At 45.9% G+C, this 23,444-nt stretch carries 22 protein-coding genes; all 22 read left to right on the top strand.

Features of this window, described 5'->3' with window-relative positions; genetic code table 11:
- Positions 1-59 precede the first annotated feature (59 nt).
- The 22 genes from ACEW9O_RS18905 to ACEW9O_RS18800 all read left to right on the top strand — a co-directional run bounded on the left by ACEW9O_RS18905 (position 60) and on the right by ACEW9O_RS18800 (position 23,397).
- A complete protein-coding gene (locus ACEW9O_RS18905; RefSeq protein WP_373551752.1) occupies positions 60-560 on the top strand; it encodes a T9SS type A sorting domain-containing protein in 501 nt (166 codons plus the stop codon).
- 63 nt (positions 561-623) lie between these two features.
- The gene (locus ACEW9O_RS18900) at positions 624-2,453 is read left to right on the top strand and encodes a hypothetical protein (protein ID WP_373551751.1); all 1,830 of its coding nucleotides are present in this window, start codon (positions 624-626) and stop codon (positions 2,451-2,453) included.
- Between the two features lie 73 nt (positions 2,454-2,526).
- Positions 2,527-4,347 carry a hypothetical protein gene (locus ACEW9O_RS18895; RefSeq protein WP_373551750.1) on the top strand — a complete coding sequence of 607 codons (1,821 nt, stop codon included), beginning with the start codon at positions 2,527-2,529 and terminating at the stop codon, positions 4,345-4,347.
- Between the two features lie 88 nt (positions 4,348-4,435).
- Positions 4,436-6,337 (top strand): hypothetical protein, encoded by a 1,902-nt coding sequence (locus ACEW9O_RS18890; RefSeq protein ID WP_373551749.1) that lies wholly within the window; start codon positions 4,436-4,438, stop codon positions 6,335-6,337.
- A 517-nt stretch (positions 6,338-6,854) separates the two neighbouring features.
- Complete coding sequence (locus ACEW9O_RS18885; protein WP_373551748.1) at positions 6,855-7,229, top strand: NADH-quinone oxidoreductase subunit A; 375 nt, start codon at positions 6,855-6,857, stop codon at positions 7,227-7,229.
- A gap of 69 nt (positions 7,230-7,298) precedes the next feature.
- Positions 7,299-7,838, top strand: coding sequence for an NADH-quinone oxidoreductase subunit B (locus ACEW9O_RS18880; protein ID WP_373551747.1), 540 nt, complete (start codon positions 7,299-7,301; stop codon positions 7,836-7,838).
- A gap of 12 nt (positions 7,839-7,850) precedes the next feature.
- Complete coding sequence (locus ACEW9O_RS18875) at positions 7,851-8,363, top strand: NADH-quinone oxidoreductase subunit C (RefSeq protein ID WP_373551746.1); 513 nt, start codon at positions 7,851-7,853, stop codon at positions 8,361-8,363.
- Positions 8,363-9,577 carry an NADH-quinone oxidoreductase subunit D gene (locus tag ACEW9O_RS18870; protein WP_373551745.1) on the top strand — a complete coding sequence of 405 codons (1,215 nt, stop codon included), beginning with the start codon at positions 8,363-8,365 and terminating at the stop codon, positions 9,575-9,577. The genes ACEW9O_RS18875 and ACEW9O_RS18870 overlap by 1 nt, the downstream gene beginning before the upstream one ends.
- A gap of 86 nt (positions 9,578-9,663) precedes the next feature.
- Positions 9,664-10,173 (top strand): NADH-quinone oxidoreductase subunit NuoE, encoded by a 510-nt coding sequence (gene nuoE / locus ACEW9O_RS18865; RefSeq protein WP_373551744.1) that lies wholly within the window; start codon positions 9,664-9,666, stop codon positions 10,171-10,173.
- Positions 10,170-11,519, top strand: a complete 1,350-nt coding sequence (nuoF, locus tag ACEW9O_RS18860) for an NADH-quinone oxidoreductase subunit NuoF (RefSeq protein ID WP_373551743.1) — start codon at positions 10,170-10,172, stop codon at positions 11,517-11,519. Before nuoE ends, nuoF begins: the two co-directional genes overlap by 4 nt.
- 229 nt (positions 11,520-11,748) lie before the next feature.
- Positions 11,749-12,699: a 2Fe-2S iron-sulfur cluster-binding protein gene (locus ACEW9O_RS18855; RefSeq protein WP_373551742.1), complete on the top strand. Its 951-nt coding sequence runs from the start codon at positions 11,749-11,751 to the stop codon at positions 12,697-12,699.
- Positions 12,696-13,715: an NADH-quinone oxidoreductase subunit NuoH gene (gene nuoH, locus ACEW9O_RS18850; RefSeq protein WP_373551741.1), complete on the top strand. Its 1,020-nt coding sequence runs from the start codon at positions 12,696-12,698 to the stop codon at positions 13,713-13,715. Before ACEW9O_RS18855 ends, nuoH begins: the two co-directional genes overlap by 4 nt.
- A 15-nt stretch (positions 13,716-13,730) precedes the next feature.
- Positions 13,731-14,261 carry an NADH-quinone oxidoreductase subunit I gene (locus ACEW9O_RS18845; RefSeq protein WP_373551740.1) on the top strand — a complete coding sequence of 177 codons (531 nt, stop codon included), beginning with the start codon at positions 13,731-13,733 and terminating at the stop codon, positions 14,259-14,261.
- A 5-nt stretch (positions 14,262-14,266) separates the two neighbouring features.
- Entirely contained in the window at positions 14,267-14,761 is a 495-nt protein-coding gene (locus ACEW9O_RS18840) for an NADH-quinone oxidoreductase subunit J (RefSeq protein WP_373551739.1), read from the top strand.
- 2 nt (positions 14,762-14,763) lie between these two features.
- A complete protein-coding gene (gene nuoK / locus ACEW9O_RS18835; protein ID WP_373551738.1) occupies positions 14,764-15,087 on the top strand; it encodes an NADH-quinone oxidoreductase subunit NuoK in 324 nt (107 codons plus the stop codon).
- A 109-nt stretch (positions 15,088-15,196) separates the two neighbouring features.
- Positions 15,197-17,092, top strand: a complete 1,896-nt coding sequence (gene nuoL / locus ACEW9O_RS18830) for an NADH-quinone oxidoreductase subunit L (RefSeq protein ID WP_373551737.1) — start codon at positions 15,197-15,199, stop codon at positions 17,090-17,092.
- 11 nt (positions 17,093-17,103) lie between these two features.
- Positions 17,104-18,540 carry a NuoM family protein gene (locus ACEW9O_RS18825; protein WP_373551736.1) on the top strand — a complete coding sequence of 479 codons (1,437 nt, stop codon included), beginning with the start codon at positions 17,104-17,106 and terminating at the stop codon, positions 18,538-18,540.
- A gap of 24 nt (positions 18,541-18,564) precedes the next feature.
- Positions 18,565-19,944, top strand: coding sequence for an NADH-quinone oxidoreductase subunit N (locus ACEW9O_RS18820; protein WP_373551735.1), 1,380 nt, complete (start codon positions 18,565-18,567; stop codon positions 19,942-19,944).
- Between the two features lie 354 nt (positions 19,945-20,298).
- A complete protein-coding gene (locus tag ACEW9O_RS18815) occupies positions 20,299-21,138 on the top strand; it encodes a MotA/TolQ/ExbB proton channel family protein (RefSeq protein ID WP_373551734.1) in 840 nt (279 codons plus the stop codon).
- A gap of 86 nt (positions 21,139-21,224) precedes the next feature.
- Positions 21,225-21,887 carry an ExbD/TolR family protein gene (locus ACEW9O_RS18810; protein ID WP_373551733.1) on the top strand — a complete coding sequence of 221 codons (663 nt, stop codon included), beginning with the start codon at positions 21,225-21,227 and terminating at the stop codon, positions 21,885-21,887.
- 42 nt (positions 21,888-21,929) lie between these two features.
- Entirely contained in the window at positions 21,930-22,517 is a 588-nt protein-coding gene (locus tag ACEW9O_RS18805; protein WP_373551732.1) for an ExbD/TolR family protein, read from the top strand.
- Between the two features lie 19 nt (positions 22,518-22,536).
- On the top strand, positions 22,537-23,397 hold the full coding sequence (locus ACEW9O_RS18800; protein WP_373551731.1) for an energy transducer TonB: 861 nt from the start codon (positions 22,537-22,539) through the stop codon (positions 23,395-23,397).
- Positions 23,398-23,444 lie beyond the last annotated feature (47 nt).

Raw genomic sequence — 23,444 nt, 5'->3', positions numbered from 1 at the left:
GATTTTGTCACGATCTTTGATCGGGGCAAAATCGGAAGGCAGCTGTCAATTTTTCAATCATGAAATTTTGCAAGTTTACGTTGGTGGTCGCAATTATTGTAGCTGCACTTTCAGGCCAGGCTCAGTCTTTGACTCCGGAAGTACTGAGTACCGCGGGAGGAACCATTAACAGTCCTTCCAAGCAAATTCGCTTAGCCTGGACTTTGGGTGAAACTGCGGTATTGCGTTGGACAACTCCAGGGGGTGGTTCAGTCACGGAAGGTTTTCACCAGCCTGTTTTGCAGGTAAGCAACCTGCAAAACCCAAGCATTGCGTTGGTACGCATCGCTCCAAATCCAGTTCAATCCCAACTATTTCTGACCATTGATCAAAAGGAAGAAAAAGAATTGTCCGCCATCCTCAGCGATGTTCAGGGGAGAGTACTTACAAAATTGCGCCATTTAACCATTGGCAATACCGAATTGGATTTAAATAAATACCCAGCAGGAGTTTATTTCTTATCCCTTCAGTACTACAACGAAGCGCCTTTACAGACCTTTAAAGTGGTCAAAACGCAATAATTTAGTTCCTTGTTAGGAGGCCATTAATCAGCTTCAACTATTCCATTATTAATTGTAGCGAAAATGAAAAAAATTCTACTTGCCCTTTTGCTTTTTGCCATCACGGGTGTTTCATTTCTCTCGGCTCAATCAGCCCTACAGGGAATTAATTATCAAGGAGTTGCCCGAGATGTTGCTGGTAAACTATTGACCAATTCAAGGGTCACATTCAGGCTTTCTTTTGTTTCAAAAAATGAGGCAGGAGTTGATCAGGAGCATTTTTCGGAAACCCATACAGTAACCACCGATAACCTGGGTCTATTCAATTTTGTAATCGGATCTGGCGGGGCCTTAAAAGGTGGCTTAGATAGCATTCCCTGGGCTGATCATTCGATTTTTTTACAAACCGAGATTACTACATCTGGCAGCCAAAATTTTGAATTGGTCGATAGAACTGAACTGGCTGCGGTACCTTATGCCTACTATGCCGCTACTGCTGAACAAATTGTCACTGACACCGAGCTGGATTTACCTAGTGAAAAAAATCAATCCATTTATTGGACTACTTCAGGAAATACAAGTACCAAACCTACTACTCATTTTATTGGCACAACCGACAATAAACCCTTGGTATTTAAGACGAACAATGTGATTGCCATGACTTTGACCACCACGGGGCGCCTGGAACTAACCAACCGAACCGCCGCAGGTCCTGATAGTCAAAAATCAAGCTACCCGGTGGTTGTAGAAGGCACCCTAAATACTCAGGGAATTTGGATTGAGATCAATGGAAGCAGGTCAAAAGCCAATAATTTCCTCACTTTTGAAGATGCAAGTGGGATTCAGGGAAGAGTTGAAGGCCAGACTGTTGCAGAGTTGGAATCCTCTTTTACCTATCAGTATACAACTGCTGTATTTACCTTAAACGGCATCGCTCTGGCTGCCAACATTGTAGCCTTAGGTCTTGAAATAGCAGACGTTGGTGTAGGATTTTGGAAAAGCCCCAAAGCTCCTCCAATGATTGCCAAAGCAGTCACTTACACCATTCAAGCAGCTTCCTTGCTGGCGGCCTCCATTGCCTGGAGTGTACGCGTTCATAAAACCGTAGGGGTAGCTTATAGTTCAGGCAACGGAGACTATGCAGAGTGGTTGAAACGGAAACCAGAAGAAAGAGACATCTACTTTGGTGAAATTGTAGGCGTGGATGCCGGAGAAATAAGTTTGAATACCAAAAATGCCCGACACTTGATGGTTGTGTCAAAAGATCCGATTGTGTTGGGAAATACACCAGCCAAGGCAGATGCAGATCAATACGAAAAGGTAGCATTTTTAGGGCAAGTTCTGGTAAAGGTGGTCGGCGAGGTAAAAATAGGGGACTACATTCTTCCTTCTGGGAACAATGATGGCTGTGGTGTAGCCATTTCTCCTGCTAAAATGCTGCCCGGGGATTACGATAAAATTGTGGGTGTAGCCTGGGAAAACTCGGAAAACGGTCTGGCAAACTACATCAACGTAGCTGTTGGAATCAACGCGAATGATTTGGCAGGCAAGGTGGATGAACTCAACCAGAGAATGGACAATATTTTAGCCTACTTGGAAGGGAAAGCTGAATTTAAGCCTTATTCCCCACAAGCTGCAACAAATTCATCCCCTCAAAAAACCAGTACCAATTTTGGCAAATTAATTTCTGATGAGGGTTTTGACCAATATATCGACCAAAATCAGGCCATAATCCAACAAATATTTACTTTATCCAAAGCCAAAATGATCGAACAAGGGTACAACGCCCAAACCATTCTGCAATTCAACCAAATTTTTGCTGACCCCGTTAAAGCGATCAAAACCTTGCGTCGAGATCCAAATTTTTTAACTTATTGGAACAGCATCGATCACACCATTCAATCGACAAAATAAGCATCAGGCCTTACAAATGCAGAATTTATTTCAAATGATTGCACTTGATTTCTGATAAAAAAATGCAAAGCGCATGAAAAAAATGCTCATCCTATGCTTTGTTGCCCTTGGCTGGTCAATTTCAGCACAGGCTCAATCTTCAGCATGGCAAGCCTTGAACTATCAAGCAGTTGCGCTGGATGACAATGGCCAGCCCATGAAAAACCGTTCAGTTCGGTTGCGCGTGTCATTATCTGGCAATGACCATTCGGCCCTTCCATTTTATGTAGAAAACCATAAAGTATCTACCGATGAAATAGGTGCCTTTAAAATTGCAATCGGTAGAGGTAATCCCCTCAATGGTCGTTGGGTCGAGGTCCCTTGGTCAAAAGAATCAATTTGGATGCGGATTGAGATCGCTTCCAATGAACAACAGACCTATGAATTGGTAAGTGATAAACAATTGTTGGCGGTGCCTTTTGCTTTTCATGCAAAAACATCGAGAAACCTGATACCACCCACCGAAAGTAGTTTGGAAAAAGCGTCGTCCATTTATTGGAATACCTCCGGCAACGCAGGAACCCAACCGCCCACTCATTTCTTGGGAACCGCGGACAACCAAAATGTCACTTTTAGAACAAACAACATTGCTCACATGACCTTGACCACTCAAGGTAAGTTGGAATTGAGGTCAAAAATTGCTGCTGGTTCACAGGATAAGAAGGCCAGCTATCCAATGGTGGTAGAAGGCACGCAGAATATTCAGGGCATGTGGATCAAAATCAATGGCTCGCGCTCCAGTGCCAACAATTTTATGACTTTTGTAGATGACTTTGGCATTCAGGGAAGAATTGAAGGTCAGACCCGCTCTGAACTGGAAACTTCGGAAATATTCGTTACCCAAACCGTTCTTTATGCGATTAACAACGTCTCGCTGATTGGTGAAATTGCGGCCTTAGCTATTGAAGCCCCCGCAAAAGTTGCCAGTGGCTGGTCTACCTTGGCGGGTATTGCCGTCATTGCCAAAATTGCCAACTTGACCGTTAAAGGTATTTCGTTGGCAACCGCCTATGGAGCTTGGGCCGATCAAATCCTAAGTAAAGTTGGGGTAGCGTACAAATCGGGAAATGGGGACTACGCAGAATGGTTAATGCGCAAGCCCGGGGTCAGAGATTTAACCTTTGGAGAAGTAGTAGGGGTTAAAAACGGACAAGTTTCTTTAGATACCAAAAACGCAGACCATCTGATGGTGGTTTCCAAAGCGCCAATTGTGTTGGGCAATTCCCCCCAACCAGACCAACAAAATTTATATGAAAAAATAGCTTTTATGGGGCAAGTACCCGTAAGAGTTGCTGGACCAGTAGCGCTAAACGACTACATCCTTTCCTCTGGAAACAATGACGGGTTTGCCATTGCAGTTCATCCGGTGGATATGAAAACCCTGGATTATGGCAGAATTTTGGGTGTAGCCTGGGAGGCAGCAGAGGACCGGCCAATGAATATTGTCACGGTGGCAGTTGGCATAAACAACAATGATTTAGCACCTAGAGTAGAAGCGCTAGCAAAAAAGATTGCCCAGGTTGAATCCTACCTGATGAGTAAAGTCAATGCTGATTATGCCAATTCAAGCCATGCTTTAGATCCAAATTTACTCAAAAGTGCCAGTACAAACTATTCGAAAACCTTGAGCGATACTGAATTTGATCAATATCTGGATGAGCATGCATGGGACATCAAGCTGCTCTACGAGCAGGTCAAAACTCACTTTGAAACGCAGAACATCAATTACCATGCTAATCCACTTTTGGTAGAGTTATTTAACAACCCCATTGAAACAACCAAAAAACTGCGTCGTGATCCTGCATACACCACACAATGGGGTATGATTGATCAAAAAATCCAGATGAAAAAATAACCGCTAATAATGATCAGGTCATTGAAAATTTTCGCCAAGCTTAATTTTTTCAATAACCTGATCATGCTGGTGGCAAAAATAAAAACACATGAAAAAGTATTTTTTGTGGTGGTATCCGGCTGTTTTTTGCCTTTTAATGTCCTTAACACTGTCTGGACAGTCCACTTTTTCCACTGGTTTTAGATACCAAGCCATGCTGCGGGATGCGGCTAGCCAAGGCATTGTAAATCAAGAAGTAACCCTTAAAATTAGCATCAAAAGCAACAATGAAGCTCACGAAGGGTATTATTCCGAGATCCAAAAGGTACTCACTGATCAAAATGGAAGGTTTGAGTTGATGATTGGTAAAGGGGAACAAAAAAATGGGGTACTCACTGCGCTCCCCTGGGCTAGTGAACAACTTTGGTTGCAGATTGAAATGGCTCAGAAAGAGACCAACCAATTTGATCTAGTTAGCAAATCTCCATTGCTGGCAGTGCCTTACGCCATGCATGCTGCTACTACTTCTGCGCTCTATGATCCCAGCATCCTTGATGACGATCAGCCTATTGAAAAAAGTGGATTTCAATCTATTTATTGGACCACTTCTGGCAACTTGGCGACCAATCCCAATGTCCATTTTGTTGGAACCAAGGACAATGCCAATTTGGTTTTCAAAACCAATAACAAAGCTTTTCTAACGCTAACTACCCTTGGTAAATTGGAATTGATTTCCGAGGTAGCGGCAGGACCTGATCATGATAAGAGTTTTTATCCAGTGGTCGTGGAAGGTGCGAACAATACACAGGGCGTTTGGGTGGAAATTAACGGCTCCCGTTCAAAATCCAACAATTTTGTCACTTTTGCTGACGATATCGGTGTTCAAGGCCGGATTGAAGGCCAAACACTTTCGGAATTAGAAGCAAGTGATTCCTACGCAACCATGGTCGCTGTAACCACCCTGAATGCTGCTGCACTGGTCGGGAAAATTGCAGAAATAAGCCTCAAAATTGCGGGGGAAACAGCTTCCGGAGTTTTAGCTTCTGTAATTTGTGGTGTTTCGCTGGGAACAATCGCTTGCAGTGATGTTCCTGCACTTGTAATTGGTGCTGTCGCCAGTGGAGTTAAGCTGGATGTTTGGGTTGTAGAATTAGCATCTTATCTTACTGCTACTGGTACTTCTTTCGATCGAATCCGCAGTGCAGTTGGCGTTTCTTATTCTTCGGGAGCAGGGGATTATGCAGAATGGCTGCTGCGCAATAAGGGTGAAAGAGACATGGTTTATGGTGAAATTGTTGGCGTTAATGGGGGTGTTGCATCACTGAATACGGCACATTCCAGTCGAAATATGGTTGTTTCAGCATTCCCTGCATTCTTAGGAAAAACACCTGCTCCAGGCTCAGAAGACAAATTTGAAAAAATTGCCTTCATGGGCCAAGTTCCAGTGCGGGTGATGGGGAAAGTTAAAGCTGGCGACTACATCCTTCCCTCTGGAAACAATGATGGGTTTGGAATTGCCGTAAATCCTGATGCGTTGTCGATTGCAGATTATGCAAAAATCGTAGGCGTTGCTTGGGAAAGTGCTGAAAATAATTTGCCTTTCAATTTAATCAATGCTGGGGTGGGTATCAAATCCAATGCTTTGGCGGGTAAAGTGGATGAAATAGAACGTAAATTAGATCAAGCCCTCACTCTTTTGGGGGAAAAAGACGTGCTTGATGCCACTTCTGTAACCGAGGATCCAGCTTTGGCCTTGACTGGCACTGCTTCAACACCCACTTCGGTATTCCAAAACAACATAATGGATGATGCAGCATTTGACCGGAATGTAGATTTGAATGCTGCCCTGATCAAAAAATTGTTCGCTGGAACAGCAGCTAGATTAAAAGGGAAAGGGTACGATTTGTCCCATCCTGTTTTGGCTCAAATGTTCAATGATCCAGTCAATACCTTAAAAAGGATGCACCGCAATCCGAATGAATTTTTACAACAAGCGATGGTCAATCGCTGATGCTGTTTTATTTGCTGAAGGATAATCCGGTTTTGGAAAAATGTTTTCCAAAACCGGATTTATTGTCACACAATTGCAACTTCAGCAAACCGTCCTACAAAAAATACAAAATAAAAAAATATGTCTTCCATTCCCTCGTTCACCTGACTGCTTAGGCTACAAGGCGACTTTTTTATCCTTTGCTGCAGGAAACCTTATTCTACTCCTTCCCCAATCCTCCACATTTTATTCCGCTTTTGGTTTTTTTTCCAAATCAAACTGTATTTTCAGTATCGATTGAAAATACAAGTCACTAGCAATCAAGGCTTTAATTTATTTATTTAGACTTCGTACAAATAAAATCATTACAAACCTTTACTTTGCAATACTGTTAATAATTTGAAAATGCTTTGATACTTTTGCTTCCGAATTCCCATTGACACAATTTTGACCGAATAAGTTGCACTGTCCCACGAATATATTCATGGATTGTTGGTGCCAATTGTTGCAATGGTAATCGCCCAAATACATTTGAACTATGGAGAGTCAATTTGATTACATCGCAATTCTGATTCAACTACTGGTAGCCGGAGGTTTCGTTGTCACTACAATGGTGGCCACCCACATGTTGGGGCCCAAACGTTACACCGCTCAAAAAGCCGAGGCATTTGAGTGTGGGGTTGAATCGGTAGGTAACGCTCGTTTGCCTTTTTCCATCAAGTATTTCCTTACTGCCATCCTCTTCGTGTTGTTTGACGTGGAGGTGATCTTCTTTTACCCTTGGGCAGTCAATTTCAAGGAATTGGGTGGAGCAGGCTACTTGAAGATGCTGCTCTTCATCGCCCCCCTGTTCTTAGGCTATCTTTATGTTTTGAAAAAAGGAGCCCTCAATTGGGAAAAAGGACAGATGTAATCCTGATTTTTAAAACAAGTAGAGGCATGGGTTTTATCACTCATCACTCATCACTCATAACTAAAAAAAATGGCTGTTAAACTGGTTGAAGGTCCCGAAGGTCACACTGGACAAGGTTTTTTTGCCACCTCATTTGATAAAGCCATTGGTTTGGCTCGTGCCAACTCCATTTGGCCACTTCCCTTTGCTACTTCCTGCTGCGGCATCGAGTTTATGGCAACCATGGGTGCACATTATGATTTGGCCCGTTTTGGTTCCGAACGCCTTAGCTTTTCACCTCGCCAGGCCGACTTACTCATGGTGATGGGTACCATTGCTAAAAAGATGGGGCCGGTACTCAAGCAGGTTTATCTGCAAATGGCCGAGCCTCGCTGGGTATTGTCGGTGGGTGCCTGTGCATCTTCAGGGGGAATTTTTGATACATACAGTGTTTTGCAGGGCATCGATAAGGTGATTCCGGTAGATGTGTATGTGCCAGGTTGCCCCCCTACCCCAGAAGCCATCATTGACGGGGTGATGAAGATCCAGGAATTGATTAAAAACGAATCTTTGCGCCGCCGCAACAGTGATGAATACCAACAATTATTGAATTCTTACGGCATTGAATAATCGAAGTCCATTATGACTGCTACCGATATTACCCACGAATCAATTGTGGAAAGACTTTCTGCCCAATTCCCGGGTAAAATTCTTAGCCATGATGAACCATTTGGTCTGCTCTCGTTAAACGTGCCTCGTGAAGACGTGATCGACATCATCAAATGGCTGAAGGAAGATGCTGCGTTCCAGTTCATTTTCATGACTGATCTTTGTGGTGTCCATTTTCCTGAACAAAGCGGACAGGAATTAGGCGTTATTTACCACTTGCATAGTCTGGTGCACAACGTTCGCTTGCGCTTGCGCACCTTTTTTCCAGCCAATGATCCAGTGGTGCCAACCGCTACGACAGTGTTCAAAGCTGCCAATTGGATGGAAAGAGAAACTTTTGATTTTTTTGGCATTCGGTTCATCGGGCATCCTGATTTGCGCCGCATCCTGAATGTTGACGATATGGACTATCACCCTTTGTTGAAGCAGTATCCACTCGAAGATGGAACCCGCACCGACAAGGACGACAAATATTTTGGCCGCTGATGGATACATTACAAACCACTCCACCCGGACTCCAAGAGGAAAAGCAGTACAACACGCTCAACCTAGGTCCTACCCACCCAGCCACGCACGGTATTTTCCAAAACGTGCTGCAAATGGATGGCGAATACATCGTATCCGGTGAGGCCACCATTGGCTACATCCACCGCGCCTTTGAAAAATTGGCGGAGCATCGGCCTTTTTACCAAATCACCCCCATCACCGACCGGCTCAATTATTGCTCCTCCCCCATCAACAACATTGGCTGGCAATTGACTGTAGAAAAGCTCCTGGATGTACAAACCCCCAAACGGGTGGACTACATGCGGGTGATCATCATGGAATTGGCCCGCATCACTGATCACTTGATTTGTAATAGTGTGGTCGGGGTAGATACTGGAGCCTTAACCGGCTTCGTCTACGTATTCCAGCAACGGGAGCATGTCTACGAAATTTATGAAGCCATTTGTGGATCACGCCTGACCACCAACATAGGCCGCATCGGCGGTTTTGAACGCGACTTTGATGACAATGTGATGCGCCGCATCCGCAAGTTTTTGGATGAATTCCCCAAAGTGTGGAAAGAATTTGAAGGTTTGTTGTCCCGCAACCGCATCTTCATGGACAGGACCATTGGCGTTGGTGGCATCAGTGTAGAAGACGCACTCGATTATGGTTTCACAGGGCCCAACCTGCGCGCTGCTGGTTTGGACTACGATGTACGGGTGATGAATCCATATTCTTCCTACCAAGACTTCGACTTCATCATTCCCATTGGCCAATCCGGGGACGTTTACGATCGCTTCTGTGTGCGAAATGAAGAAATTTGGCAAAGTTTGAGCATCCTTGAGCAAGCCTACGCCAAGTTGCAACAAATGCCCAAAGGGGATTATTTCGCCCATGTACCCGAGTTTTACCTGCCTCCTAAGCAGGACGTCTACACCAAAATGGAGGCTCTGATTTGGCATTTCAAAATTGTGATGGGTGAAGTTGATGTCCCCAAAGGTGAAGTATACCACGCTGTGGAAGGTGGAAATGGTGAATTGGGTTTCTACCTCATCAGCGATGGTGGTCGCCAGCCCTATCGCCTACATTTCAGACGCCCCTGCTTTATTTATTACCAGGCTTTCCCCGAAATGATCAAGGGTTCGATGCTTTCAGACGCCATCCTGACGATGAGTAGCATGAACGTGATTGCGGGTGAATTAGATGCGTAGCGGCACCCCTCGCGGGTGCCGGGGTACCCGCGAGGGGTACCCGTACGACGAAAGCCTTTTTTAGTAGTGATGTTAAAAGTTGATCAATGATCGAGACAAAAAATATAACTTTTTCACCAGAACGTCTGGCCCAGGTTCAAACGCTACTGAAGCGTTACCCGGAAGGAAAGCAGAAGTCGGCCATTTTGCCCATTCTGCACCTGGCTCAAAAAGACTTTGGTTGGATCAGCGTAGAGGTGATGGACTATGTAGCTGGGTTGCTCGATATTCAGCACATTGAGGTGTATGAAGTGGCTACTTTTTACACCATGTTTCACGTGCATCCCGTTGGCAAAAACGTGTTGGAAGTATGCCGTACCGGGCCTTGTATGCTGGTTGGCTCCGACAACATTGTGAAGTACCTGGAGCAAAAGTTGAACATTCAGGATGGGGAAACTACTCCAGATGGTATGTTCACCATCAAAACGGTGGAATGCCTTGGAGCTTGCGGTTACGCGCCAATGATGCAAGTGGGTGAAAAATACCACGAGTTTTTGACCGAGGAGAAGATTGATCAACTATTGGAGGCCTTCAGACAAAACGCCACACAGCTATGAGTAGGTTGAAAATATTGACCGAGCACATCAATAAACCTGAAATCACGGGGATTGAAGGGTACATCAAAAACGGTGGATACCGTTCGCTGGAAAAAGCATTGAAAAAAATGCAACCCGACGAAGTCACCGAAGAAGTGAAAAAATCTGGTTTGCGTGGCCGTGGTGGAGCTGGTTTTCCAACGGGCATGAAGTGGAGTTTCATTTTTAAAGGCAGCGACAAACCTCGCTACCTGCTCTGCAATGCTGATGAATCCGAACCCGGTACTTTCAAGGATAGGCTCCTGATGGAAAAAATTCCTCATCTGTTGATTGAGGGCATGATTGCTTCCAGTTTTGCACTTGGCGTACGTACTGCCTACATTTACATTCGTGGCGAGTACATGTACATCCTGCACATCCTTCAGCAGGCCATCGATGAAGCCTATGCCAAAGGTTACCTAGGTGAAAACATCCTGGGTACCAGCTACTCCCTCGATTTACATGTCCACCCCGGTGGTGGTGCTTATATCTGTGGTGAAGAAACCGCACTGATTGAATCCCTGGAAGGCAAACGGGGTAACCCGCGCATCAAACCCCCATTTCCAGCCGTGGAAGGTTTGTGGGGCTGTCCCACTATCGTTAACAACGTTGAAACCATTTGTAAAGTCCCTTTCATCATCAATGAAGGTGGCGAGGCTTACGCCAAAATTGGCATCGGAGCAAGTACTGGCACCAAATTGATTTCCGCTTGCGGCAACATCAACAAGCCTGGCGTATACGAAATTGAATTGGGCGTTCCAGTTGAAGAATTCATTTACTCCGACGAATATTGTGGGGGCATCAAAGGAGGAAAACAACTCAAGGCCCTCGTACCTGGTGGGTCTTCTGTACCCATTCTGCCCCAACGCCTGATTACTACAACCGCCAAAGGTGAGCCGCGCTTGATGAGCTACGAGTCACTGGCCGACGGTGGTTTTGCTACCGGAAGTATGCTGGGTTCAGGTGGCTTTATCGTATTTGATGAAGACCAATGTGTAGTGCGCAATACCTGGAATTTCTCCCGCTTTTACCACCACGAATCTTGTGGCCAGTGTAGCCCTTGTCGGGAAGGTACCGGCTGGATGGAGAAAATCCTGCACCGCCTGGAACACGGCCACGGTCGCATGGAAGACATCGACCTGCTGTGGGACGTACAACGCAAAATTGAAGGCAACACCATCTGTCCATTCGGAGATGCTGCGGCATGGCCGGTAGCTGCTGCCATTCGTCACTTCCGTGATGAATTCGAGTGGCACGTCCTCCAGCCTCAGGAAGCTACCCGCCGCAATTATGGCATGGGTCGCTCTGCTGAACCGGTAACGGCGTAAGGGCAACCCTGCGTGGTTGCCCCTACCAAAGGCAACCACATAGGGTTGCCCTTACCAAAGGCAACCACATAGGGTTGCCCCTACCAATGGCAACCACATAGGGTTGCCCCTACGATCTTGCCACCCCATGGATTCATCCATGGGAGGCCATATAAAAACTCAACCCATGGCTTTAGCCGTGGGGCAAACTCAACCCATGGCTTTAGCCGTGGGAGACACGACGAAAACAATGCCAAAGGTAACCATCGACAACATCACCATCGACGTAGCACCCGGTACCACCATCCTGAATGCAGCCAGGATGATCGGAGAAAACGTGCCACCAGCCATGTGCTACTATTCCAAGCTGAAAGGCAGTGGAGGCAAGTGCCGGGTTTGTTTGGTAAAAGTGACCAAATCTTCGGAACAGAACCCACGGGGGATGCCCAAACTGGTCGCCTCTTGCTGTACCCAAATTGCAGATGGGATGGTAGTAGAAAACGTCACTTCTCCCGAAGTCATCGAAGCACGCAAGGGAGTTGTAGAACTGTTGTTAATCAACCACCCATTGGATTGCCCGGTTTGTGATCAGGCGGGCGAGTGCCACTTGCAGGATCTCTCCTACGAGCATGGTGCAGCCACTACTCGGTATGATTTTGGCCGTCGAACTTTCGATAAAATTGACATTGGCCCCTATATCCAGTTGCACATGACTCGTTGCATCTTGTGCTACCGCTGCGTATACGTTGCTGATCAGCTCACCGATGGACGGGTACATGGCATCATCAACCGTGGCGATGCCGCTGAAATCAGCACTTACATTGAAAACATCATCAGCAATGACTTTTCAGGTAACGTTGTAGATGTGTGTCCAGTAGGTGCATTGACCGATAAAACCTTCCGCTTCAAAAGCCGGGTTTGGTTCACCAACCCAATGAATGCACATCGCCATTGCGACAAGTGTAGTGGCAAGGTCACTTTGTGGTTCCAGGGCGAAGAAGTCTTGCGGGTAACCGGAAGAAAAGACCAGTATGGCGAAGTGGACGAGTTCATCTGCAACACCTGCCGCTTTGAAACCAAGCAAAAATCAGATTGGGTGATTGAAGGGCCACGCCGAATTGATACCCATTCGGTCATTGCTCAAAATCACTTGCCTTACGAATTGGATGTTGTTCATCCTCAAATTGGAGCAGCGCAATGATACTAGCATCTGTATTTACTTTCAAAATATTGTTGGCGGTGGTCCTGTTTGTGATTACCCTGGGCGTTGCTGCATACAGCACCTATTTTGAGCGCAAAGTTGCAGCATTCATGCAAGATCGGATCGGCCCCAACCGGGCGGGTCCCTTAGGGTTGTTGCAACCCATTGCCGATGGGGTCAAAATGATCTTCAAGGAAGAACACCGTCCGGCTGGTTCCAATCGGATTTTGTTTATTCTCGGTCCCAGCATTGCGATGTTGACGGCCTTGATGACCAGTGCAGTGATTCCCTGGAGTCCCAAGTATTTCGAAATCGGCGGACAAAAATATGCGCTGCAAATTGCTGATCTCAATGTGGGGATTCTTTACATTTTTGGGGTAGTTTCTCTTGGGGTATATGGCATTTTGATCGGTGGTTGGTCTTCCAATAACAAGTATTCCCTGTTGGGGGCAGTACGTGCTTCTTCCCAAATGATCAGTTATGAATTGGCGATGGGTTTGTCGATCATCCCGATCATCCTGGGCAGTGAATCTTTGCAAATGAGCGCCATTGTTGAATCGCAACATGAAGTTTGGAACGTGTTCAAATACCCTATTGGTTTTTTGATTTTCCTGATTTGCGCTTTTGCTGAAACCAACCGGACGCCCTTCGATCTTCCAGAATGTGAAACCGAATTGGTGGGTGGTTACCACACCGAATACACCAGTATGAAATTGGGTTTCTTCCTGTTTTCAGAATACGTCAACATGTTTGCGTCTTCCGCAGTGATTTCAACCCTGTTTTTTGGCGGTTACCACTTCCCGGGTATGAGTTTACTGCCCGCAGGCATTGCAGTCCTGGTTGGTGTGGGTGTACTTTTTGCCAAAATCATCTTCTTCATTTTCTTTTTTATGTGGATTCGTTGGACGATTCCACGTTTCCGTTACGATCAACTCATGCATTTGGGTTGGCAAGTACTGATGCCTCTGGCTATCTTATTGGTGGTCGTTTATGGCGCTATTTTTAGTTTCATCTAAGCAAAACGGGTAAACATGCAATTGACCAATCGCTCCAAACAAGTTTCGAACAAGGAAATGACCTTCAGCGAACGCATGTACCTGCCAGCCATCGTCGGTGGTTTACGGGTTACGTTTTCGCATATGTTGAAAAAAGGTGCCACGGTTCAATATCCCGAACAAGTGCGCGAACACAGCGCCGTTTTCCGGGGCCTACACGTACTCAAACGGGATGCCGAAGGGCGTGAAAACTGCACCGCCTGTGGGCTTTGTGCAGTAGCCTGCCCAGCCGAAGCCATCACGATGGTTGCTGGTGAGCGCCAAAAAGGAGAAGAACACCTCTACCGTGAGGAAAAATACGCGGTGGAGTACGACATCAATATGCTGCGCTGTATCTTTTGTGGTATGTGCGAAGAAGCCTGCCCCAAAGATGCCATTTACCTCACCGATCGGATTCTGCCCTCGAATTACGAGCGCGCCGATTTCATCTTCCACAAAGAAGACCTGGTAGAAAAGGTAGCCCTGGAAGGCCGCATCGACATTAGCAAACGCAAGAAGGACAAATAAAGCACATGGAACAGGTCATTTTTTACGGACTCGCCCTTATCGCAATCGTTGGTGCCCTTGTCACCATTTTCGCCCGCAATGCCATGTACAGTGTCTTGGCATTGGTGGTTACTTTTTTTGCTATGGCGGGCCTTTATTTACAACTCAATGCTGAATTTGTAGCGTTCGTACACATCATTGTTTATGCAGGGGCCATTATGGTTCTTTTCCTTTTTGTGGTGATGATGCTCAATTTGAACTCGGTGAGTTCGATAGTCAGCAACAATGCCAGTGTCAAGTGGCTGGCCGGTCTGTTTGGCTTGGCCATGGCTGGCATTTTGGGCTATGGCACTTATGTGACCACACTCCCAGCCAGAGGTAACAATCCTGCTGAAAATGGTACGGTCAAAGTACTGGGCAAAATGCTCTTCAACGAATACTTGCTGCCCTTTGAACTGACCTCAGTGCTGCTCATCGCTACAATGGTCGGGGTAATTGTACTGACCAAAAAAGAAGAATAGTTATGGAAAAAAGTATATTCGATACGGTTCCACTCGAACAGTTTGTGATCCTGAGCCTAGTTCTTTTTTGCATTGGGATGGTGGGAGTATTGCGGCGCCGCAACATGATTGTGGTGTTCATGTCCATTGAATTGATGCTCAATGCGGTCAATTTACTGGCTGTAGCCTTCTCTGCTCACCGGGGTGATCCCAGCGGACAAGTGTTTGTCTTTTTCGTGATGGTCGTTGCCGCAGCGGAAGTTGCACTGGGTCTGGCGATCTTGGTGATGATCTATCGAAATGTCAAGTCGGTGGATGTCAATGCTTTGAAGCAGTTAAAATGGTAAAGTAGGTTGAGAAGGTTTAGGAAAGTTGAGGAAGGTTTAGACTGTTCACTTTAACCAACTCAACCTTTTCAACTTTCTCAACCTTCTCAACTTTCCTCAATATTTGTTTATGGAAAACCTAATTTGGCTCATTCCCGTGCTTCCGCTCCTCGGCTTTTTCGTCCTGGGCTTAGGAGCAAAACAGCTCCCCAAAGGAGTGGCTGGAATGATCGGTTGCGCAAGTGTTTTAGCCTCCTTTGTTCTATCCCTTGGATTGATGGGAGCAGTTTTTAGCAACGGCGCTTTGGAACAAAACTTATTCACCTGGGTATCTAGCGGTACCTGGTCGGTTGATTTTGGCTTTTTGGTCGATCCCCTTTCCTTGATCATGGTTCTGGTGATCAGCGGGGTAGGATCTTTGATTCATATTTATTCTACGGGCTACATGCACGATGATGAGCGGCACAATTACTTTTTTGCCTACCTCAACTTGTTCGTGTTTTTTATGCTCATTTTGGTCATGAGCAACAACTACCTCCTGCTTTTTGCAGGTTGGGAAGGTGTAGGGCTCTGCTCTTACTTGTTGATTGGCTTCTGGTTCAAAGTAGATGAGTACAACGAAGCAGCTAAAAAAGCCTTCGTGATGAACCGGATTGGAGACCTTGGCTTTTTGCTGGGTTTGTTCCTGATCTTGGTCAATTTTGGTACGCTGAACTACTCTGGCGTTTTTAATACCGAAACCTTGAGCCAAGTACCTGTAAGCACCCTGACTGCCATTACCTTATTATTCATAGTTGGGGCAGCGGGCAAAAGTGCTCAAATTCCACTTTACACTTGGTTGCCCGACGCGATGGCTGGCCCGACTCCAGTATCTGCCCTGATCCATGCAGCAACAATGGTTACTGCGGGGATTTACTTGACCATCCGTAGCCACGTGTTGTTCGACTTGAGCCCCATTAGCATGCAAGTGCTGACGGTGGTGGGATTGGCTACCTCGATTTTTGCAGCTACGATTGGTTTGAAACAAAACGACATTAAGAAGGTCCTCGCCTACTCTACCGTATCACAGTTGGGTTTGATGTTTTTTGCATTGGGACTGGGTGCCTATGTCGCTGCTCTTTTTCACCTGGTGACACACGCTTTTTTCAAAGCCTTGTTGTTCCTCGGTGCGGGTAGTGTGATCCACGGCCTGGGCGGCGAGCAAGACATCCGTAAAATGGGGGCCTTGCGCAAGGTACTGCCCATTACCTTCATCGTATTTTTGGTCGGTACCCTGGCCATTGCGGGTATTCCTCCTTTCGCGGGTTTCGTTTCCAAAGACCAAATCCTGCTGGCTGCTTACGAAAAAAGTCCATTGCTGTTTGCAGCAGGTGTAATCGCCTCCTTGCTGACGGTATTTTATATGTTCCGCATGTTCTTTTTGGTCTTTTTCGGCCAAAGTCGTGTGGAGCATGATACTTTGCACCATGCCCATGAATCGCCGATTTCGATGACGGCTCCGTTGGGCGTACTGGCTGTTCTTTCGGTGATCGGTGGTTTTCTCAACTGGCCCGCCCTGATGGGTGGCGGCGACTGGTTGCAACACACTCTGGCGGGAGTGCTGGGGATGGAGGAAGGCCATGAACATCAGCATGCCATTTCGGCCAGTACCGAGTGGATTTTGATGGGGATCGTGGTGGCGCTGGTTGTAGCCGTAATCGCCTTCGCCTATTCCATTTATGTGGGTAAAAATACCGTCCCAGTCGAAGATGAAGCTGAACAAGGTTTTGGTCGGGTACTCAGCCATAAATATTTTGTAGACGAATTGTACCAGGCCCTTTTTGTAAAACCCACTCAACTTTTATCGGAGTGGTTTGGCCGCGTTGTAGACCCTAAAATTCTTGACGGGATCATCAATGGTGTAGGTCAATCCGTCACGAATGCAGGTGCCTTATTAAAAAACATCCAACAAGGCGCGGTAGGTTTGTACCTCTTCGTCTTTGCCCTGGGCATTATACTCTTGTTGGCATTACAAATCCTGTTTTAACGAAAACGCTCATGCTGACTACTCTGTTACTCTTTATACCCATTTTGGGAGGATTGCTCCTCACTTTGATTCCAGGAACCAGCACTACCCGCTGGCAGGCACTGTTGCTTTCCCTGGTTGCTGCGGCCCTGAGCGTTTACATGGCTTCGAGTTTTGTACCAACTGGAGGTGTTCAATTTGAAGCCAAAAGCGAATGGTTGCCCACTTTGGGGATTGGTTACCACATAGGCGCCGACGGCATCAGTATGGTCATGCTTTTGTTGACCAACTTGTTGTCACCGCTGATTTTCCTTGCTACTTTCAAAGAAAACCATGACCATCAGGGGCTATTTTATGGCCTGATGCTGATCATGCAAGGTGCAATGACCGGGGTATTTGTCGCTCAGGACTTGTTCTTGTACTATATATTTTGGGAATTGGCACTCATTCCGGCTTACTTTCTGGTTTTGTTGTGGGGCTCAGGCCAACACCGCAAAACAGCCATGAAGTTCTTCATCTATACGCTAGTCGGTAGTTTGTTAATGTTGGTGGCCATCATTTTTCTGAGCCAACAATGGAGCCCAGCCTCCTTCGACATCAGCAATGTTTATAAGGTAAACTTGAGCCCTGAAGCGGAAACTTTTGTGTTACTGTCTTTTATGCTCGCTTACGCCATTAAAATACCGGTTTTCCCATTCCATACCTGGCAGCCAGATACTTATACACAAGCTCCAACGGCGGGTACGATGTTGCTTTCGGGCATCATGCTCAAAATGGGTTTGTACAGCATCATTCGCTGGGTATTGCCCATTGCACCCAATGCACTGCAACAACACAGTCAGTGGATGATTTGGCTGATCGTCATCGGTATTGCTTATGCCAGTGTGATCGCCATTCAACAAAAGGACCTCAAACGTTTGTTTGCTTACGCTTCCATTGCCCACGTTGGTTTAATCGCCGCGGGGATTTTGACGGTAAGTATGGAAGGTTTGATGGGATCGATGCTACAGATGTTTGCCCACGGTGTGAACGCCATTGGTTTATTTTACATCTGTGCTATCTTGATGGAACGTACCCAAACCAATGAGATTGCTATGCTGGGTGGGATTCGAAACATTGCGCCCTGGTTTGCAACTACTTATTTTGTAGTATTACTTGGTAGTGTAGCCTTGCCTTTGACCAATGGTTTCCCTGGTGAATTTATGCTACTTTCCTCCTTGTTCAAACAAAACTGGGTATGGAGTTTGGTAGCTGGTTCGGGGGTTATCCTGGGTGCAGTATACATGTTCAAATCTTATCAAGGTGTCATGCTGGGGGAAACCAAAGTCAGTACTTTTCCAGATCTGGATATCTGGGACAAAGCAGTGCTGGTTCCCATTGTCATCGCGATCATTTTGATGGGTTTGTTGCCAAGCGCAATTACGCGCATTGCGCAGCCTTCTATCGAACAATTGTTGCAATCCCTTTGAAGAACGACCCATTAATCATAAAGTATGTATCCGATCATTATACTTTCACTTGCGGGCATCTTGTCCATGTTTATTGGGGCATATAAGCTAAAAAAGCTGGCCCTGCCCGCGGTTTTAGTGGCTACCCTGGCGGCCTTTGTGGCCAATTTGCTACCTCAGAACTTGCAAGATGCTCCCGTTTATTCCGGTATGTTGAAATTTGACAGTTTTGCGGTCAATTTTTCAGCTGTACTAATGGGCGTAACTTTGGTCATTCTGATCCTGAGCCGTCGATATTACCGCGACAATCACGAGCACCTGGGCGACATTTATGCCTTGTTCCTGTTTTCGGTCGTTGGGGGCATGATTATGGTTGGCAGTTATAATCTGGTGATGTTTTTTGTTGGTCTGGAAATCTTGTCTATACCATTATATATATTGGCAACCAGCGAACGAAACAACCTGCTTTCCAACGAAGCGGGTTTGAAGTACTTCCTGATGGGCTCTTTCATTACCGTTTTCCTGCTTTTGGGCATGGTGTTGATGTACGGGATGAGCGGCAGTTTTGATTTCGGCGCCATTAGTGCCTACCTGAGCAGCACACCAGAAACTCCTGCTTTGGTGAAACTGGGGGTTATGCTGATCATGATTGCTTTCATTTTCAAAATTTCGGCTGCGCCTTTTCACTTTTGGGCACCGGATGTATATCAAGGTTCTCCAGCCGTAATCATGGTGTTTATGGCAACTGTAGCAAAAACCGCTGCGTTTGGAGGTTTCTTGCGCTTTTTGACCCAGGCTATTGCACCCATTGGAGACAGTTTTACTCCATTGCTTGCAGTATTGTCTGCTTTAACGATGACTATAGGCAACTTAATGGCTTTGAACCAAAATAATCTGAAACGTTTGTTGGCATTCTCGAGTATCGCCAATGCGGGTTATGTGATGCTGGCACTGGTTGGTTTAGGGGCCAACTCCTCCTCTACCGTACTGTATTATATGTTGGTTTATTCCATTGCCAACGTAATTGCCATCGCAGTATACCTGACTGTTAAAGAAAGTTTGGGCTCTGGATCCATTGATGGGCTCAAGGGATTGTATCAAAGCAAACCCCTGCTTACCTTTTGTCTGGTGCTAGCGATGCTTTCATTGGCGGGAATCCCTCCACTTGCTGGGTTCATTGGCAAATATGCCGTTTTTGTAGATGCACTGCACAATGGTTATGCCTGGTTGGTGGTGCTGGCCGCATTAAATTCCGCAATAGGCATTTTTTACTACTTCAGAGTCATGCGTACTGCCTTCCAAAGTGCTGCGGAGGGGCCGGTTACAGTACCATATGTGCTCGGCTATTCAGCAGTCTTAGTGATCTGTACCTTGGTACTGTTGGTGCTGGGCATTTTTCCCAATGTCGTATTAAACGGCTGGTAGGTGCACAAAAAGAGCAAGATTGCTGGCCAAATAAAAAATCTTGTACTTTTTACAAATAATAAAATCTATTGAAAAAGGGGCAAAATGATCGCATTTTGCCCCTTTCTTATTGTATTTTCAACACTATCAAAATATTACCCATCAAATTATACCACTTGTTGTGTTTTAGTCTACGTTGTCACCTCTTTATTATTGTCATAAGCTGTGCAAAGCCATATTTTCCGGGAAATTTTATACTTGCAAAGAATTATCTTTTGTTTATCTTCACGGCTGCGAACACTTCCTTCCCACGTTTCCTTTTGGTAAAACATTTGTTAACTAAAAAATAATTTTTTTCTAAAATCCTGATTAGCCATGAGTAAATTGACAAAACCAGCTGTTAGTACAGCTAAAAAAGCTGAGTCTGGACAATTCAGCCGCATTTTCGCTTATCTGCTTATCCCGATCTTGTTGGTTGTAGCCTACTTGTTGTTTCAATTTGTGTTGGGTAATCCTGACAACTTTGAGAATGGAAACCCAAAAGGTCACCCAAAGCCAAACAACTACTTCGGTATGATGTACAAAGGGGGAACCATGGTACCCATTCTGATGGCCAACTTTTTGCTGGTAATGGCTGTGTTCGTGGAGCGCATCCTGACCATCACTGCTGCTAGTGGCAAAGGCTCTATTCCTAACTTTGTTAAAAAGGTACAGTCTTTCCTTTCTGGCGACAATGTTTCAAGTGCTATCGCTGAATGTGACAAGCAAAGAGGCTCAGTAGCCAATGTTGTTAAAGCCGGCTTGGAGAAATACCAGGAAATGGCGATTACAACTGAAGCTTTAGACCGCGACCAAAAAGTTTTGGCCATCACCAAAGAAATTGAAGAAGCGACTTCTTTGGAATTGCCCATGTTGGAAAGAAACCTGGTAATCCTGGCAACCATCTCTTCGATCGCAACGCTGTTGGGTCTGTTGGGTACGGTTATTGGTATGATCAAGGCCTTCTCCGCTTTGGCGACTGCCGGTGCTCCTGATGCAGTTGCATTGTCTTCAGGTATCTCTGAAGCCTTGATCAACACTGCCTTGGGTATCGGTACTTCAGCCTTTGCGATTATTTTCTACAACTTCTTTACTACCCGTATCGATGGTATGACCTACGCGATCGATGAGGCCGGCTTCAGCATTGCTCAAACTTTTGCTGCTAAGCACAAGTAATTTTTTTTAAAAAAATTGCACTGCCACACACCACTTTGCAGAAAGCCTGCATCTAGGTAGGTAGTGCTCTTTTAAAAAGAAGTATTATGGCCAAAATCAAAGTTGCTCGGAAAAGCACGACAATTGACATGACGGCGATGTGCGACGTAGCATTCCTCTTGTTGACGTTCTTCATTTTGACTACGAAGTTCCGTCCCAATGAGGTTGCTGAAATCAACATCCCTGCATCAACTGCCCAAACGAAGTTGCCGGAAAGAAATATCTTGCTCATCCAAGTCAATAAAGATGGGCAGGTATTTATGGGGGTTGACGACCAAAATACCCGGTTGCGCCTACTGGAAAAACTTAAGGAACGTTATTCCTTAAATTTGACCCCAGCGCAAACCAATGCGTTCCGTTTGCTTGACGCTTTTGGTGTACCCATGTCGCAGTTGCCAAAGTTGCTTTCAATGTCGAATGATGATCGTTCCCGATCGAAACAAGCGGGAATTTCACTGGAAGTGATTCCACCCAAACAAAGTGAATTTATGGATTTGGTGCAATTGATTCGCCTGTCCAATGAAGAAATTCGCGTTGCCGAGGGTCGTCCACCCAGTGAAATAATGAAGATTGCCATCAAGGCAGACAAAGAAGCTGACTATGAGGCTGTGAATGAAGTAATCGCACAGCTTCAGCAAAAAAAGGTCAACAAATTTAACTTGATTACCTCTGCACGTGGTTCTGGTGAAGCCAGCACTGCAAAGGAATAATCGAAGGTAACCCTATTCTAAGTCCATAAAAGCGCTACAGCCATGGCAGAAATGAACATCCCCGATAAGGGGGGGAAAGGCAAAAAATCGCGATCTAAAAAGCAGTCAACCCGTGTGGATTTGACTGCGATGGTTGACTTGGGGTTTCTTCTGATTACGTTTTTCATGTTGGCAACTACTTTCAGTAAGCCTAAGGCGATGGAAGTAAACAAACCAGCAAAGGAAGACGATCAAGAGGTTGAAGAAGCGCCGATCAAGCAATCAAAAACTTACGCAATCGTTCTTGGCAAACGCGACATGGTGTACTGCTATGTTGGTGCCGATGACGCTACTGGGGTAAAAGTTGACAGTGTTACGTTCTCTCGCACTGGGTTGCGCTCGATGATCAAAGATCGTCAAAAAGCAGTACAAGAACAGTGGGGCAACAAAGACGAACTGTTTGTCATGATCAAACCACTACCAGAATCCAAATACCGGAACATGGTAGATGTACTGGATGAAATGGCAATCACGGGTGTTAAACGTTATGCAATCATTGATGATTTCAATTCTATTGATTCATTGATTGCGTTAGGTTCTGGCAACCGTTTGCGCCCAATCAAGGGATTCAACTCCCTGAAGCTTAAATAACCATTTAAAATGATTCCTCATGAATACGAACGATGTATCCAAAACCGGGTTTGTCGGAGACTTCATGAAGGCGGACTTGGATGATCTGATTTTTCAGTATCGGAACAAAGAATATGGTGCCTATCAACTGCGCAAAGCATACTACAAACGTATGACCCGCGGTACGATCCTAGCCATTCTCTTGCTAGCTTTTGCAGCTGCTCTTCCTGGTATTGTATCGTTCATTCGCGACAAAGTAGCCGAAGACGAGACTTTGAACGTCGAGGTAACCCTGTCGGAGCCGCCATCTGTCGATCCGAAGCAGGAACCGCCACCACCACCACCACCGGTGGAGCCGCCGCCTGCACGCCCAACCATCGCTTTTACCATCCCGGTGGTTAAAAAAGATGAAGAAGTGGTTGAAGAAGTTCCACCACCAACCGTCGAAGAAATGAAGGACGTGGAGATCAGCACCAAAACGCAAGAAGGTAGCGACGACGGTGTTGTAGCTGGCCTTGGTGATGAACCTATCGAAGAAGCGCCACCAGAAATTATAAAAGAGGTAGAACCACCCAAACCTACCCAAGAGGTATTCAAGGTGGTTGAACAAATGCCTTCTTTTCCTGATGGTCAAGCTGCATTGCTCCGTTACCTTGCTCAAAACATCGAATATCCAACCATTGCGAAGGAAAACGGTGTAGAGGGGATGGTCGTTGTGCAATTCGTAGTAGAACGAGATGGTTCTATTGCTGCTGCGAACGTAGTCAAAGGTATTGGTGCAGGTTGCGACGAAGAAGCATTGCGCGTAGTACGCAGCATGCCTAAGTGGCAACCAGGTAAACAACGCGGACAACCAGTTCGGGTTCAGTTTAACTTGCCAATCCGCTTCAAACTCGAGTAAGTCTAAGGAGTTGAAAAGTTTAAGGTTGAAGAGTTGAAGAGTAAAAC

It is taken from the genome of Haliscomenobacter sp. (assembly GCF_041740695.1).
Lineage (GTDB): Bacteria > Bacteroidota > Bacteroidia > Chitinophagales > Saprospiraceae > Haliscomenobacter.
The sequence above is the reverse complement of the archived record's forward strand: the minus strand, read 5'-3'. Positions and strand labels throughout refer to the sequence as shown.